The following is a 14,904-nucleotide window of genomic DNA, read 5'->3' as shown; positions in this document are numbered from 1 at the left end:
TCTTTGAGGAGGTGGCAAATGACATTTTTTTCAGAAGAGTTTATCAACTGGTTGGATGACCACGCCGACCAAATTGACAAAGAATCCTGTGCAGCAGGCAATCAACTGATTGAGCGTATCGCCGCTGAAGGAGCCTTTCGGGTTGGCGTTCCAGAAGAGCTGGGAGGCCGAGGTGGCAATGATACGGATGTGGTTGAAGTGCTCAAGGAGCTGGCTCACCATTCTTTGACCGCTTCCTTTATCTCTTGGGGGCAAAGGACCTTTATTGATAACATTTTAAAATCTCCTAATCCCTACTTTAGAGACCACTATTTGGAAGGGCTCTTGTCAGGGGAATATGCAGGTGCGACAGCCCTGTCCAATGCTGTCAAATTCCTGTCGGACTTAGAAGAGTTAAATGTCTCTATTGTGGAGGAAGACGGGCAGCTTTATCTCCAGGGGCGTCTGCCTTGGGTAACCAATGCTCGCGCGGATCGTTTCCTCAGCATATTTGTTGCTGGTTTCGAAGACGGGAGCCACCAGCCGTTGGTTCTGGCTGTCCCGTCTGATGCGGAGAATTTCTCCCGTTCAGCGGATTTAGAGTTTGTATCTTTGCAAGGGGGAAATACAGCTGCCCTAACCTTTAACCATGTGACTTTGCAAGAGGAATGGATTCTTGCACAAGATGCCCTGGAATTTTTGGCGGAAAATCGCCCAACTTTTCTAGGTTATCAGTTTGGTCTGGCTCTTGGCCTAGCGGAGAAATCGCTGGCAGAGGTCGAAGCCAATCTATCAGTACGCTCCATTTTGAGAGAGGAGTGGGAGGAGCAAGTAGCTGCTCTGACTGCGATCCAGGATCAGCTCTATAGAGGTCTTCTCCAGCCTGGTTATTTTGTTGAGCGTCCTAAGGAGCTCTTCCAGCTGCGAATTGATATAGTTGATGTGGTAGCCCAAAGTCTGCTCTTGGAGCTGCAGGCTAGTGGAGGCAGAGGATATTTGAGTAATTCGACTTCTGGCTTTATTCGCCGTTGGAACGAAGGAGCTTTTCTTCCCATTGTCTCACCGAGTGCAGTCCAGCTGCGGCATATTTTAGAAGTTTCATAGAAATGATGGCAAACAAACGTCTGATTGTCATTGAAAAGGGGCTTCGATATATTACTATAAAGGAGTTGCTACGTGAACAGCAAACGACCGCCCATTCTCTTATCTGGGTTGATTCTTGGCCTATTTGGCTTAGCTAATCTTTTACTGAACTACCATTCTATCTTTTTCCACTTGTTAAATGGTCTGGCATTGATACTTTGGATTTATCTGACACTGGCTTTAGTACTGTCATTTTCGGACTATCGGCAAGATTTGCAAAAGGCCCCTTTCTTATCGAGCTTTGCGACTTATCCAATGGCTAGTATGCTCTTAGCTGCTTACCTGAACAAGCTTGGTTTACTTTGGATAAGCCAATTAATTTGGTACATGGCCTTGTTGCTGCATATTGTTCTAATAGCTATCTTTACATGGAAGTATGTGCTTAAGGCTGAGGGATTATCTTTGACCCCGAGCTGGACGGTTCTCTATGTTGGATTGGCCATGGCAAGCTTGACCCAGGGAGTAGTTCATCAGCTGCTTTTGGGCTATTTGGCTTGGTTTTTTGCTCTGCTACTGAGTTTGATTCTCTATCCCTTGTTTTACAAGGTTAGGCGGTCACAAAGGATGCCAGATACTTTAAAGCCACAGTGGGCCATTTACTGTGCACCTTTCTCGCTCCTGTTGGGAAGTTATATCCGTCTGGCTGGTTCTGATGCTGAAGGTTGGTTTGTCGCCTTGCTGCTCCTCTTATCGCAGGCCTTTTATCTCTTGGTTTTATGTCTTTTACCCCGCATTTTCCGACTGGGGCCTCAGCTTAGCTGGTCAGCCTTGACCTTTCCTCTTGTCAATACAGCTTTTGCCCTGAAACTAGGACTTGATTATCTAGGTTGGACCTGGCTTGTTTGGCTAAGTCATGCAGAAGCTCTGCTAGCTTTCGTAATCGTCCTCTATGTTTGTTTTTACTATACAGTCTCATTGCGAGCCAGAAAGATAACAAAAAATCCGAGATGATACTCTTTGAAACTCTGTTTTTGATTTTCTCTGAGTTAATCTCGGATTTTTTTATTTTAGCAAAATAAGTCTGCATTTAGACCGACTGATGAGGGCAAAGTGTCGGGATAATCTGCTTTTTATTTTGGCGCTATAACTTCTAATCCACCCATATACGGACGCAGAACCTCTGGGATAGTCACAGAGCCATCTTCGTTTTGGTAATTTTCTAAGATAGCTGCTACTGTGCGTCCGACAGCCAGTCCAGAACCGTTGAGAGTATGAAGGAGTTTGACCTTGCCATCTGCTTCGTCACGGTAGCGGATTTGAGCTCGACGGGCTTGAAAATCTTCTGTGTTAGAGCAACTAGAGATTTCACGGTAGGTGTTCTGAGCAGGAATCCAAACTTCCAAGTCGTAGGTCTTAGCAGCAGAGAAGCCCATATCTCCAGTACAAAGAGCTACAACACGATAAGGCAAGTTCAGCTTTTGCAGGATGTTTTCAGCGTTGACTGTCATCTTTTCTAGCTCTTCATAAGACTCTTCTGGCTTGGCAAACTTAACCATTTCAACCTTGTGGAATTGGTGCAGACGGATGAGACCGCGCGTGTCACGACCAGCAGAGCCAGCTTCAGAGCGGAATGATGGGCTCATAGCTGTGAAGTAGATTGGCAATTCTTTGCCGTCTAGAATTTCGTCTCGATAGTAGTTGGTCAGTGGAACTTCAGCAGTTGGAATCAGAACGAAGTTGGTATCGCTTAGCTCAAACGTATCTTCTTTGAACTTAGGATATTGCCCTGTCCCAAACATAGAATCATGGTTGACCATGTAGGGAGTGATGACTTCTGTGTAGCCTTCTTTGCCATGCTCATCCAGCATGAAGTTGTAGATAGCACGCTCTAATCGAGCTCCTAAGCCCTTATAGAAGAGGAAACGAGCACCAGTAACTTTTGCCCCACGCTCCCAGTCTAAGATGTCCAAATCCTCACCCAAATCCCAGTGTGCCTTAGCTTCAAAGTCAAATTGGCGAGGTGTCCCCCAGCGACGGACTTCGACGTTTTCGTCCTCATCTGCTCCGACAGGAACACTTTCGTGCGGGATGTTAGGCAGAGTGGTAGTGAACTCAGTCAACTTAGCATCCAGCTCAGCCAAGCTTGCGTCTAAGTTCTTGACTTCAGCAGAAAGTTTTTGCATAGCAGCAATCTTATTATCTGCATTTTCTTTGTTGCGTTTAGCTTGAGCAATTTCAGCAGAAACAGTATTGCGCTCTGCCTTGAGTTCTTCGACCTTGACCAATAAATCCCGACGTTCTTTGTCAATGGTTTTCATTTGGTTGAGGGTAGCGGCGTCAACACCTCTCGTAGCCAATTTTTCAGCGACAGAATCAAAGTCCGTACGGATGCGTTTTAAATCTAACATAGGTACCTCCAAAAATAAAAGCACTTTATGAAACTGTTGGAGCGGCATAACCGCGGTTCCATCCAACTTCACAAAAGTGCACTTGCTTAATTATTCATTTTTAAACTAACGGTAGAATTTCCTATTTTCTCCTTATCTGCTCACAGCCGCCGCAGACTTTCTGAAAAGTGTCCAATAGTACTTATCCGTTTCGACTATTATACAGGATTTTCCGGAAAATGTAAATCCTAGGATAGGAAAAATCTTGACAGAAAAAGATAACTATGTTACCTTTATCTAAAGATAACTATGTTATCTTTAGATAAAGGTAACGTTGTTATCTAAAGGAGTTCTTATGGTAAAACAAACAACGCGCGACCGTATGATTGAGAAGGTAAGCCAGCTTATCAGAGAATATGGTTATCAGAATATCCCCCTGAGGAAACTGGCATCTTTGCTGGGGGTTACGACTGGTGCTTTTTACAAGGCTTTTGAAAACAAGGAGGATCTTTACTATCAGGTCTGTCTTTTGGAAAACCAGAGCCAGCTTAGACGTTTAGAGGAGCAGTATCTTGACGGAGTATCTGATCCTTTGGATTGCATTTGGCAGATAGGAATCTTTCTTTTATCGGAATATGAGACCAACAGTCGGATGATGGATTTTCTCTTTTTCAGTCCTGTGGCGATAGAGGCTTACCGGAAAGGTGAGCTTCTGGAAATCGGGAACAAGACGGTGGCTTATCTGGATAGGCTGCCTATGGAGAGTGAGCAAGAGAAAAAGATTCTCTTGCTCAAGCTGGATACCTTCATCACAGGCTATGGCCATTTTATTGCCAAAGGTTTGGAGCCTTTTGATGAGGAAGTCTATCGCTCAATGTTCAATGATTTACTAGGAGGTTACAAACATGATTAAAAATCTCATTGTTTATGCACATCCCTATGATAAAAGCTTTAACCATGCTATTTTAGAGCAGGTTCAGGACTTGTTGGAGAAGAAAGGTCAGACCTATGAACTGATCGATCTCTATGAGGATGGTTTTAATCCAGTCTATACCAAGGAAGAGCTAGCGCTTTTTAATAAAGGGCAGGCACTAGACCCGCTGGTTTTAAAATATCAGGAAGCTCTTGCGTCCTGTGACCGCCTTATCATGATTTTTCCTATCTGGTGGGCGGATATGCCAGCTATTGTCAAGGGCTTTGAAGATAAGGTCTTTTTGAAAAATAAGATTTACGAGGAGACGAAAACTCGCCAGTTAGTTGGTCGTTTGACCAATATTAAAGAGGTATTGGCTATTACTACTTCAGCAGCACCGACTTTCTATCTTAAGTATTTCTGTGGTGATGTCGTCAAGAAAGCCATGTTGGGCCATACCTTTAAGTCTATCGGTGCTAGACAGCGCCGTTGGTTGAATTTCGGGAATATTTCTCAGTCTACAGCCGAAAAACGGCAGGCTTTCTTAGAAAAACTAGCAGAAAAGATTTGAAGAGGTAGCTATTATGATTCATTTTAGAAGAGCAGATGAAAGGGATCTTGCTGCTGCGGTCTCGGTTTTAACTGCTGCTTTTGCTGAGCATGAGGTCTACAGAGAAAAATTCCGTCCTCTCTTTGGCAGCAGCCGGTCTTATATTGATTTTCTAAATAGATTGCATGCAGTTATGGTTAAGGCGGCGATGCGTCATCATATTTGCCTACTTGCTGAAGTGGACGGGCGTCTTATGGCGGTCGCTACTATTCATAAGCTCGGTAGCCATCCTGTCGGTATACTTTCCTTTTTGCGGGCAGGAGCATGGAGGATGTGGCAATATATTCCCCAACTTTTAGCCTTTCAAAAAGTCTTTGGGGAGGGGAGTAAAGAAGCTAAGAAAAGGGGTGTTTCAACTCTATATCTTGAACTGCTGGGTGTGCTGCCTGATTATCAAGGACAGGGAGTTGGCGGTCTTTTTATATCAAAGGGACTTGAGCTACTTGCCAAAGAAGAGAAATGCCAGCGGCTTACTTTGATTACTCATACAGAAAGCAACTGTCGTTTTTACAAAAAGAACGGATTTAAACAACTAGATGTCCGTGATGTTGAAGGTGTCAAGACATGGACTTTCGAGAAAAATTTAGCTGATGTTTATACTTTTTAAAAATCTAATGATGCGGTCTTGCATTGATAATGTTAGCTTAGCCCACCCTATCATTTCAAGGGGCTGAAATAGCGCATTCTCAGATTGTTTCACTTTCCAATTTTTTGTGCTAGCTCCATCTTGCTGATACAAGCAGCTTGTATCTTAGTCGAAAATATAAAAAATAAGGTTGAAACTTTTTCAACCCTATTTTTTCTTCTTAAAGATTTCAGCAATTTTCTGTAACAGAGTCGGCAATCTAACAACCTTGTCGTTGCCGATATGCTCCCGCGCAATTTTGAGTATCTTACCAGAGTCTTTGGAGGCAAAGAGAAACTTTCCTTTGTCAGTCCAGATTTCAAAGTGGCGGCTGACTTTCTTGCCAGAAACATTGGCGCCGATAGCAGTGATGCTAATCCAAGGCAGCTGGATATAATCTTCTACATTGGCATCAGCGTAAAACTCCAGAGCAGTCTCGCCGATTAAAAATTTCCCAACCTTTCCGCCTAATCCAAGATAGGATACGCCAGTAGTATTAAACTCAACTGTTTTGTTTTGTGACTGTGCCATAGAGTAACTCCCTTTTAAATAATATAGCTATTATACCACAATAAAAAGAAGGCCGAAACCTTCTTTTTGATTACATCAAACCAGCAACGTGAGCTAGTACACCAACTACAAAGAGGGCGATGATGATAGTGATAGGGGATACTTTCTTCTTAAGCAACCACATACAAGCGAAAGTTAGAAGTAGTCCCATTAAACCAGGAATCAAGGAATCCAAGTTTTGTTGGAAAGTTGTAACTTTTTCAGGGGTTTGAGATAGTCCTTGACCTACTTGAGCAAAGGCTTCTTGGATACCCTTATAGCCACTAGACAATTTGTCCCAATGGATATATGCTTTATCATCTAGCTTAACAGATGAAACGTTAAAGACAAACTTAATAGATACCCAACGTTCAACCAGAACAGCCAAGATAAACATACCTAGAATTGAAGCACCTTTGGTAATGTCTTGGAGGATACCACCAGACATGTCCTTAGTGATTTCAGAACCAGCCTTGTAGCCCAATTCTTGTGTGTACCAGAGGAAAGCCATCCGGATAGCATTCCAAGCTAAAAAGAAGATAAGTGGACCAATGATATTTCCAGTCAAAGCAAGAGATGCCCCAAGTGCTCCAAGTATAGGACGAACTGTGAACCAGAAGACAGGGTCTCCGATACCAGCCAGAGGTCCCATCATACCGATTTTAACCCCTTGGATAGCCGCATCGTCAATTGCTGCACCATTTGCTTTTTCTTCTTCAAGCGCAAGTGTAACTCCGATGATTGGAGCTGCAACATACGGGTGAGTGTTGAAGAATTCCAAGTGACGCTCAAGAGCAGCAGCTTGATCTTCTTTTTTAGTATAAAGCTTCTTAATAGCTGGAATCAGTGAATAAGCCCAGCCCAAGTTTTGCATACGTTCGTAGTTCCAAGAGCCTTGCAAGAAAGTAGAACGCCACCAAACTTTTTGACGGTCAGCCTTTGAAAGAGTCAATTTTCCTGACTCATCAGGTTTTACAGTATTTAATTCTGTCATGATAGTGTGTCTCCTTTCTTAGTAGTCTTCTAGGATGTCGCCGATTGGATCGTTAGATGAAGCTGTTGCTCCACCGCCACCATTTCCGCCTTTTTTAGACAAGGCAAGGTAGATGAGGGCAATAGCGACACCAATTGCACCAAGGGCAATCAGAGTGAGTTCGCTGACAGCAGCCAAAGCAAAACCAATAGCGAAGAATGGCCATACTTCACGAGTTGCCATCATGTTGATAACCATAGCATAACCAACGGCTACGACCATACCACCACCAATTTGCATACCTTCTGATAGCCAAGCTGGCATAGCTTCAAGAGCAGATTTAACAGACTCAGCTGGAATCATCAAAAGAAGTGCTGCCGGGATAGCAATACGTGCTCCTTGCATGAAGAGAGCGATAAAGTGAGCGCGTTCAACGCCTTTAATGTCTCCTTTTTTCGCAGCAGCATCTGCACCGTGAACCAAACCGACTGACAAAGTACGGACAATCATAGTCAAGAAGAGACCAGCAACAGCAAGTGGAATAGCAACACCTTGTGCTACAGCGATTCCTTTGCTTGAGAAGTCTCCACCCAGTACCATGATGATGGCAGCGGCAACAGAAGCGAGGGCAGCATCAGGTGCTACAGCAGCTCCGATATTAGCCCAGCCAAGAGCGATCAGCTGGAGAGAGCCACCAAGCATAACACCGGCTGCCAAATTACCAGTTACCAGTCCAATCAAGGTACAAGCAACAAGCGGTTGATGGAATTGGAATTGGTCCAAGATACCTTCAAGCCCAGCTAGGAAGGCAACTAAGACTACTAAAACCATAGAAATAATAGACATATTCTAAATCCTTTCGTAAAAAATGAGAGTGAGATAGTTGATCTTACTGTACATTTGCTTTATTAATCAAGTCAAACAAATCCTTCTTAGAATCGTTTGGAACCTTCCGTACGTCAAATTCAACACCCAAATCACGGAGTTTTTCGTAAGTGGCTACATCCTCCTTGTCCATGGACAGTACATTGTTGACCATGGTCTTACCAGTAGAGTGAGCCATTGAACCGACATTAAGGGTCTTGATTGGCACACCGCCTTCAACAGCGCGGAGGGCATCTTGAGGAGTTTCAAACAGAATCAAGGCATGAGTGTTACCAAAGCGAGGGTCTTTTGAAACAGCAATCAATTTGTCGATTGGGACAACATTAGCTTTGACATTACCTGGTGCAGCTTGCTTAATCAATTCTTTACGAAGTTCGTCTTGAGCTACTGAGTCAGAAGCAACGATAATACGGTCTGCTTTTGAATCTGGAGTCCAAGCTGTTGCTACCTGACCGTGCAGCAAGCGTGTGTCGATCCGGGCAAGGTTGATTTTGAGCTTGCCGTCACCGATTACAGTCCCTTCAGGGATTGCTGCTTGGGCAACTGGAGCAGCTGCAGCAGGAGCATTTGCTTCTTCAGCAGCAGGATTCAGCTCTTCAGGCAGAGCTTTGACTCCTTCCTTGGCTTCTTTGATGATGTTAGCAACAACAGCTTCAACGCCGGCGTTGGCATCCATCATCCTTTCTGTATAAGCTTGAATCAGCATAGGCAGGTTCAAGCCTGTAATGATAGCGAACTTGCGGTCTGGATTTTCACCCATGACACGGCTAGCTTGGTTGAATGGAGAGCCACTCCAAAGGTCAGCCAAGACCAACACTTCATCGTCCGCATCAAACGAAGCCACAGCGTCATTGAACTTTGCATAGAGATCATCTGGTCCTTCGTTGGGCATGAAAGTTACAACTTGTACTTTTTCCTGCTCACCGAAAATCATAGAACCTGATTGATGAATACCAGCAGCAAATTCACCGTGGCTAGCAATAATGATTCCGATACTCATTATTGACATTCCTCCTTATAAAATGTTTGACTTAAGTTTTAAGAAAACTTTAAGGCAAGTTTATTATAAAACGTTTTCATGAAAAATGCAAGCGTTTGTTCCTAAAAACAACTTTTTCTTTCAAAAATGTCAGTATTTGCCGAAACCCTGATAAATATAGGTATAAGCAAACCTTAGCTATAGAAATGTTTTAATAAATTAGGAAAATAGAAAATACAATAGATTAATATATGAAAAAGATTGAAATAATATGAAAGAGACTTTTGAAATGACAGAAGAGAATTTTGTTTGAGAAAGTGTTTATTTATCAAAAAAGAAAGAGGAGGACCAAAGACAGAAAATCGCATCTTATGTCTTTAGTCTCCCTCTATAATGGCAAAAGTTTCTAAATAATATCAAGTCTGTCCATCATACGTTTCCAAGAGTTTGGTAAATGTTGGGACTGACATGCTTTAAAGCATTAGTGTGTGAAGTCAAGTACCATACGCCCCTGAATGGTACCCGCTTCCATTTCGTCAAAGACATCCACAGCATCTGAAACAGGACGCTTTTGAACGATAGGAACCACTAATCCTTCAGCGCCAAACTGGAAGGCTTCTTCCAAGTCCTTGCGAGTACCAACGAGGGAACCGATGACTTGGATACCATCTAGAACAGTTTTGACAATGCTGAGGTCCATCATTTCAGATGGCAATCCAACGGCAACTACCCGACCGCCAGCACGAACAGAATCAACAGCTTGGTTGAAGGCAACTTTAGAAACGGCTGTTACTACGGCAGAATGCGCACCGCCAGTTTTTTCTTGGATAAGAGCAGCGACATCTTCAACTTCATGGCCGTTGATGACGATATCAGCACCGACTTCTTTGGCCAAAGCTAGCTTATCATTGTTGATATCAACAGCGACAACATGGGCATTAAAGACTTTCTTGGCATATTGAACCGCTAGGTTACCCAATCCACCTGCTCCAAAGATAACTGTCCATTGGCCTGGTTGCAGCTGGGCTTCTTTGATAGCCTTGTAGGTTGTTACACCGGCACAAGTGATAGAAGAAGCTTGTGCAGGATCGAGTCCTTCAGGGACTTTGACAGCGTAGTCAGCTGCTACGATACATTGTTCTGCCATCCCACCATCAACGGAATAACCAGCATTTTTTACTGTACGGCAAAGGGTTTCGCGGCCAGTTGTACAGTATTCACAAGCGCCGCAGCCTTCAAAGAACCAAGCGACACTGACGTGGTCTCCGACTGTGAGACTTTTTATATCTGGAGCGATTTCTTTGACAATACCGATACCTTCATGCCCAAGAACGCGACCCGGTACCTTGCCAAAGTCACCATGTGCGACGTGCAAATCAGTATGGCAGACACCACAGTATTCGATATCAACGAGAGCTTCCCCTGTTTCAAGAGGACGCATTTCTTTATTTTCGATGAGTTGGACATTGGTTCCCTCTGGATTTACAACGACTGCTTTCATAAGTAGTTTCCTCCTGTTATTTAGTTTTTGATTATGTTAATTACATCACAAACTCAAACAAATGGAAGACGCTTACAATTATGAGTGAAAGTAACCTTTAAAACTATGATACGGCGGATAAGATCCAATTTTTAAAGCTTTTGAGCATGATTGGGGTCGATAGAAGACAAAAAAGAAAAGACAAACTCTCGAACAGAGTTTGCCTAATTGTCTACTTTTATAAAAAAAGTTTGTTGAGCTCGTGGGCGACACCATCTTGGTCGTTAGTCAGAGATAACTGCTGGTCAGCGTAGGGCAGCAGGGCGGCATTAGCATTTTTCATGGCATAGCCAGTGCCAGCAAAGGACAGCATCTCAGTATCATTTTGCTCATCGCCAAAGGCAATCAGATTTTTACGATCTACATTGAGAACATTAAGTAGGTACTGAAGGGCAAAGGCCTTATTGACCCCTTTGGGAGCACACTCTAGGATGTTGAGTGGTCCGCCCCAAGAGTTGATAGAAAGTTCATGCTGGTAAAAAGCATTCATTTCATCTGCCAGAGCATATTTGTCCGCTGCTCGTGTCTGCAGGAGAATGGCGTTAGGATTCTCCGTTACCAAGTTGGCTTGAAACTGGTTTTCTGGCTTGAAAGCATCGATGCCAAAGAGCTTGGGATCAGCGATTTCTTCATTGGGATTGGTGATGTAGAACTTATTGCGGTATTCGCCAGCAATGAAATCCGCTTCAATCTCATCCCTGCGCTTAACCATATCCAGCAGAAAGGATTTATCCAGCGTCAGCGATTTTTCAAAATCCCATTTCTTTTCTGGAATGTGAGTCAAAGAGCCGTTGAAGTTGATCATGGGCGTATTGAGCTCTAATTCTTTATAATATTTCAAAGCCATACGGTAGGGCCGGCCTGTTGTGATAATAACCTTGTGGCCCTTTTGGGAAATTTTTTTGATGGTTTCTTTGGTGAAATCAGACAGATTGCTATTAGAGTCCAGCAAGGTTCCGTCCAAATCCACGGCGATTACTTTTTTTGTCATGTGAGTCTCTTTTCAGTGATAATACAGACTATTATAACAGAATTCAGTGTAAATAACACGACTTATGTTATAATGGTGCTCTAATCAGTCACATTGTTGACACACCAAGGAGGAGCTTTTTGTATGCGTAAACCGATCATGATTCATGCTCTTTTTCTGATGATTGCCTTTTTTATCTATATCCAATCTCTAAATGGCGGTCCGACCTATCTCATCTGGAATATGACCTTGGCCTTAATTAGCTATGATGCAGCTGTCTTGACGCTTTTATTCAAGAAGCAGAAATGGATCTATCCTCTTCTTTTCCTCTCGTGGTTGCTTTTCTTCCCCAACACTTTCTATATGATTACTGATTTGATTCATATGACTTGGGTGACAGATGTTCTGAGTAAGCCAAGTGTTTTCCTGCTCTTTTTAGCTTTTGTTTCCAGTATTTTATTCGGGATTTTCTGTGGTATGGAGAGTTGGTATGTCATCAAGGAACGCTGGAAGTTTAACTGGTATTTGGACTTGTTGCTGACGGCAGCTCTGTCGGCTGTGTCCAGTCTGGCTATCTACATAGGACGTTATGATCGCCTCAATAGCTGGGATTTATTACTTCATCCACAGCTGGTTATACAGAAGCTTTTGCAAACTTTGCATCCTGATCGACTGCCATTCATTCTTGGTTTTGCTTTTTTGCAGTTTATGAGTTTGGTATTTCTGATGAGAGATAATAAAAAATAAGAAAAGCGAGACATTCATCTTGAAAAAGTGAATGTTTTTTATTATAATCTAAATTATCGTTCGCAAATAAACGGAATTCAATCTTTTTTCTTTGTTATTGAACTAGATATTAGAAATTTTACTCAAAAGGAGATTTGTTGAAAAATGGATAAATTTTTCAAACTGACCGAAAAAGAGACAGATATCCGGACAGAAGTTTTGGCGGGTCTGACGACTTTCTTTGCCATGTCCTACATTTTATTCGTCAATCCGGCTATGCTGGCTCAGACAGGCATGCCCAAGCAGGGTGTTTTTCTAGCTACGATTATCGGAGCTGTCGCAGGTACCTTGATGATGGCTTTCTTTGCCAACTTGCCTTATGCGCAGGCACCGGGCATGGGTCTGAATGCCTTTTTCACTTTTACGGTCGTCTTTGCCTTGGGCTACACATGGCAGGAAGCCTTGGCTATGGTCTTTATCTGCGGGATTATTTCGCTCATTATAACTTTGACCAAGGTGCGTAAGATGATCATTGAGTCAATTCCAGGCTCCTTGCGCGCAGCTATTTCAGCAGGGATCGGGGTCTTTCTGGCCTATGTAGGTATTAAAAATGCTGGCTTGCTCAAGTTTTCAATCGATCCAGGCAATTATACAGTAGCTGGCAAGGGAGCAGATAAGGCTGCAGCGGCTATTACGGCCAATTCGGCAGCAACTCCCGGTCTGGTAGACTTTAACAATCCAGCTGTCATCGTAGCCCTAGTCGGTCTTGCTATCACAATCTTCTTTATCGTGAAAAATATCAAGGGTGGTGTTATCCTATCCATCCTAGTAACGACAGTTGTGGCTATTCTGGTTGGCTTGGTTGATTTGTCAGCTATTGACTTTGGGCAGAATAACATTGGCACTGCTGTTAGTGAATTGGGACAGATTTTTGGGGTGGCAGTAGGTCCGAAAGGTCTGGGTGCTCTCTTAGCAGATTCGGCTCGCTGGCCTCAGACATTTATGGCTATTCTGGCTTTCTCCTTGACAGATATTTTTGATACCATTGGTACCTTGATTGGTACAGGTGAAAAGGTTGGGATTGTGGCGACTTCTGGGGAAAATCATGAATCAGAAGGTCTGGATAAGGCCCTCTATGCAGACCTCATTGGAACCTCTATTGGAGCCATTGCTGGAACCTCTAACGTGACGACTTATGTGGAGTCTGCAGCTGGTATCGGAGCTGGCGGCCGAACAGGTCTGACCGCCTTGGTCGTAGCTATTTGCTTTGCGGTGTCAAGTTTCTTTAGCCCTCTTTTAGCCATTGTTCCCAACGCTGCAACTGCACCGATTCTGATTATTGTTGGGATTATGATGCTGGCTAGTCTGAAAAATATCCATTGGGATGATATGGCAGAGGCCATTCCAGCTTTCTTTACTTCTATTTTTATGGGGTTTGCCTATTCTATCACTCACGGAATAGCAGCTGGATTTATCACCTACACCTTGGTCAAAATCTTCAAAGGTCAAACTAAGGATGTGCATTCTATGATTTGGATTTTGGATCTTCTATTTATTTTGAATTTCGTAAATCTGGCTTTAAATTAGGTCTAAACATTGCTGGATTTCCTTGATTTTAGTACCCTTTGTATAGGATATGTTTTTGGTATAAAAAATCAGCTTTCGATAGCTGATTTTTCTTTTGCAAAATTAAGCAGAAAAAATTTTTTTCTGGTATAATAAGAGAATGTTTAGTCATAATGAAGAAGAATTAATCCAGTGGGGTCAGCGCCTGGGCAAATTGCTTCAAGCAAAGGACGTACTGGTTTTAACGGGAGATTTAGGAGCAGGGAAGACAACCTTTACTAAGGGTCTGGCTCTAGGTTTGGGTATCAGTCAGATGATTAAAAGTCCAACCTATACCATTGTTCGGGAATACGAGGGTCGCTTGCCACTCTATCATCTGGATGTCTACCGCATCGGAGACGATCCAGACTCCATTGATTTGGATGACTTTCTCTTCGGGGAAGGCGTGACGGTCATTGAATGGGGGGAGCTGTTGGGAGAAAATCTGCCTGATAACTATTTAAAATTAAGCCTCTTGAAAAAGGAAGACGAGCGTGAATTGGTTTTTGAAGCCAAAGGAACACGAGCCCAAGAGCTACTTGAGGAACTGCAGAATGACTGAATATGAATTATGCTTGCGTGAAGCAGAGAAAACAGATGCTGCTGAGCTGATTGCCTTCCTCAATCAGGTTGGGTCTGAGTCAGATTATATGACGCTGGATGAAGATGGAATTTTGATGAATCAGGAGGAGATGGCTTCGTTCATTGAACATCAGGCTGCTTCTAGTAATCAGCTTTATCTGTTGGCGCTTTTAAATGGTGAGATTGCTGGCCTTGTCAGCATCACAGCTGATTTCCATGAGCGAATTCGCCATATTGGTCAAGTCTTTGTTGTTGTGAAGAAAGCTTTCTGGAATCAAGGACTGGGACGCATATTGCTGGAAGAGGCACTGACTTGGGCAGAAGATTCTCAGGATATTAGACGTTTAGAATTGAGCGTTCAGGTTAGAAATGAACGAGCGGTTTACCTTTATAAAGATTTAGGATTTGAAATTGAAGGCTTACAAAAAAGAGGAGCCTATTTAAAAGAAGGGATATTTCTTGATGTTTACCTGATGGGTAAACTGATAGACTAAAAAA

16 protein-coding genes are annotated in these 14,904 nt (G+C 43.1%); 9 read left to right on the top strand and 7 right to left on the bottom strand.

Features of this window, described 5'->3' with window-relative positions:
* The first annotated feature begins 18 nt into the window (after positions 1-18).
* Together RWS24_RS05170 and RWS24_RS05165 are read left to right on the top strand one after the other, a co-directional pair.
* On the top strand, positions 19-1,083 hold the full coding sequence (locus RWS24_RS05170; RefSeq protein ID WP_314365998.1) for an acyl-CoA dehydrogenase family protein: 1,065 nt from the start codon (positions 19-21) through the stop codon (positions 1,081-1,083).
* A gap of 72 nt (positions 1,084-1,155) precedes the next feature.
* Positions 1,156-2,073: a TDT family transporter gene (locus RWS24_RS05165; protein WP_314365997.1), complete on the top strand. Its 918-nt coding sequence runs from the start codon at positions 1,156-1,158 to the stop codon at positions 2,071-2,073.
* 119 nt (positions 2,074-2,192) lie between these two features.
* Here the strand turns inward: RWS24_RS05165 and serS are convergent, their stop codons facing one another.
* Positions 2,193-3,470 (bottom strand): serine--tRNA ligase, encoded by a 1,278-nt coding sequence (serS, locus tag RWS24_RS05160; protein ID WP_314365996.1) that lies wholly within the window; start codon positions 3,468-3,470, stop codon positions 2,193-2,195.
* A 334-nt stretch (positions 3,471-3,804) separates the two neighbouring features.
* Here serS and RWS24_RS05155 point away from each other — a divergent pair, with 334 nt between their 5' ends.
* From RWS24_RS05155 to RWS24_RS05145, 3 genes are read left to right on the top strand one after another with little or no spacing between them, the layout of a single operon-like run.
* Positions 3,805-4,362 (top strand): TetR/AcrR family transcriptional regulator, encoded by a 558-nt coding sequence (locus RWS24_RS05155; RefSeq protein ID WP_314365995.1) that lies wholly within the window; start codon positions 3,805-3,807, stop codon positions 4,360-4,362.
* Entirely contained in the window at positions 4,355-4,933 is a 579-nt protein-coding gene (locus RWS24_RS05150) for an NAD(P)H-dependent oxidoreductase (protein ID WP_111724035.1), read from the top strand. The genes RWS24_RS05155 and RWS24_RS05150 overlap by 8 nt, the downstream gene beginning before the upstream one ends.
* A gap of 13 nt (positions 4,934-4,946) precedes the next feature.
* The gene (locus RWS24_RS05145) at positions 4,947-5,579 is read left to right on the top strand and encodes a GNAT family N-acetyltransferase (RefSeq protein ID WP_314365994.1); all 633 of its coding nucleotides are present in this window, start codon (positions 4,947-4,949) and stop codon (positions 5,577-5,579) included.
* 186 nt (positions 5,580-5,765) lie between these two features.
* Here the strand turns inward: RWS24_RS05145 and RWS24_RS05140 are convergent, their stop codons facing one another.
* From RWS24_RS05140 to RWS24_RS05115, 6 genes are all read right to left on the bottom strand, one after another.
* Entirely contained in the window at positions 5,766-6,128 is a 363-nt protein-coding gene (locus tag RWS24_RS05140) for a DUF956 family protein (RefSeq protein ID WP_004189848.1), read from the bottom strand.
* 70 nt (positions 6,129-6,198) lie between these two features.
* A complete protein-coding gene (locus RWS24_RS05135; protein ID WP_002893579.1) occupies positions 6,199-7,140 on the bottom strand; it encodes a PTS system mannose/fructose/sorbose family transporter subunit IID in 942 nt (313 codons plus the stop codon).
* A gap of 18 nt (positions 7,141-7,158) precedes the next feature.
* Positions 7,159-7,965 (bottom strand): PTS mannose/fructose/sorbose transporter subunit IIC, encoded by an 807-nt coding sequence (locus RWS24_RS05130; RefSeq protein ID WP_314365993.1) that lies wholly within the window; start codon positions 7,963-7,965, stop codon positions 7,159-7,161.
* A 43-nt stretch (positions 7,966-8,008) separates the two neighbouring features.
* Complete coding sequence (locus tag RWS24_RS05125) at positions 8,009-9,004, bottom strand: PTS sugar transporter subunit IIB (protein ID WP_314365992.1); 996 nt, start codon at positions 9,002-9,004, stop codon at positions 8,009-8,011.
* A 460-nt stretch (positions 9,005-9,464) separates the two neighbouring features.
* A complete protein-coding gene (adhP, locus tag RWS24_RS05120) occupies positions 9,465-10,484 on the bottom strand; it encodes an alcohol dehydrogenase AdhP (RefSeq protein ID WP_314365991.1) in 1,020 nt (339 codons plus the stop codon).
* Positions 10,485-10,701: 217 nt separating this feature from the next.
* The gene (locus tag RWS24_RS05115; RefSeq protein WP_314365990.1) at positions 10,702-11,514 is read right to left on the bottom strand and encodes a Cof-type HAD-IIB family hydrolase; all 813 of its coding nucleotides are present in this window, start codon (positions 11,512-11,514) and stop codon (positions 10,702-10,704) included.
* A gap of 96 nt (positions 11,515-11,610) precedes the next feature.
* Between RWS24_RS05115 and RWS24_RS05110 the strand changes: the two genes are divergently transcribed.
* From RWS24_RS05110 to RWS24_RS05095, 4 genes are all read left to right on the top strand, one after another.
* Complete coding sequence (locus RWS24_RS05110; protein WP_314365989.1) at positions 11,611-12,240, top strand: DUF1361 domain-containing protein; 630 nt, start codon at positions 11,611-11,613, stop codon at positions 12,238-12,240.
* A 144-nt stretch (positions 12,241-12,384) separates the two neighbouring features.
* Entirely contained in the window at positions 12,385-13,806 is a 1,422-nt protein-coding gene (locus RWS24_RS05105) for an NCS2 family permease (RefSeq protein ID WP_314365988.1), read from the top strand.
* 139 nt (positions 13,807-13,945) lie between these two features.
* Positions 13,946-14,386, top strand: a complete 441-nt coding sequence (gene tsaE, locus RWS24_RS05100; protein ID WP_314365987.1) for a tRNA (adenosine(37)-N6)-threonylcarbamoyltransferase complex ATPase subunit type 1 TsaE — start codon at positions 13,946-13,948, stop codon at positions 14,384-14,386.
* The gene (locus tag RWS24_RS05095) at positions 14,379-14,900 is read left to right on the top strand and encodes a GNAT family N-acetyltransferase (protein ID WP_314365986.1); all 522 of its coding nucleotides are present in this window, start codon (positions 14,379-14,381) and stop codon (positions 14,898-14,900) included. Before tsaE ends, RWS24_RS05095 begins: the two co-directional genes overlap by 8 nt.
* Positions 14,901-14,904: the final 4 nt, after the last annotated feature.

The organism is uncultured Streptococcus sp. (assembly GCF_963528215.1).
Lineage (GTDB): Bacteria > Bacillota > Bacilli > Lactobacillales > Streptococcaceae > Streptococcus.
This window is presented reverse-complemented; position numbering and strand designations above follow the sequence as displayed.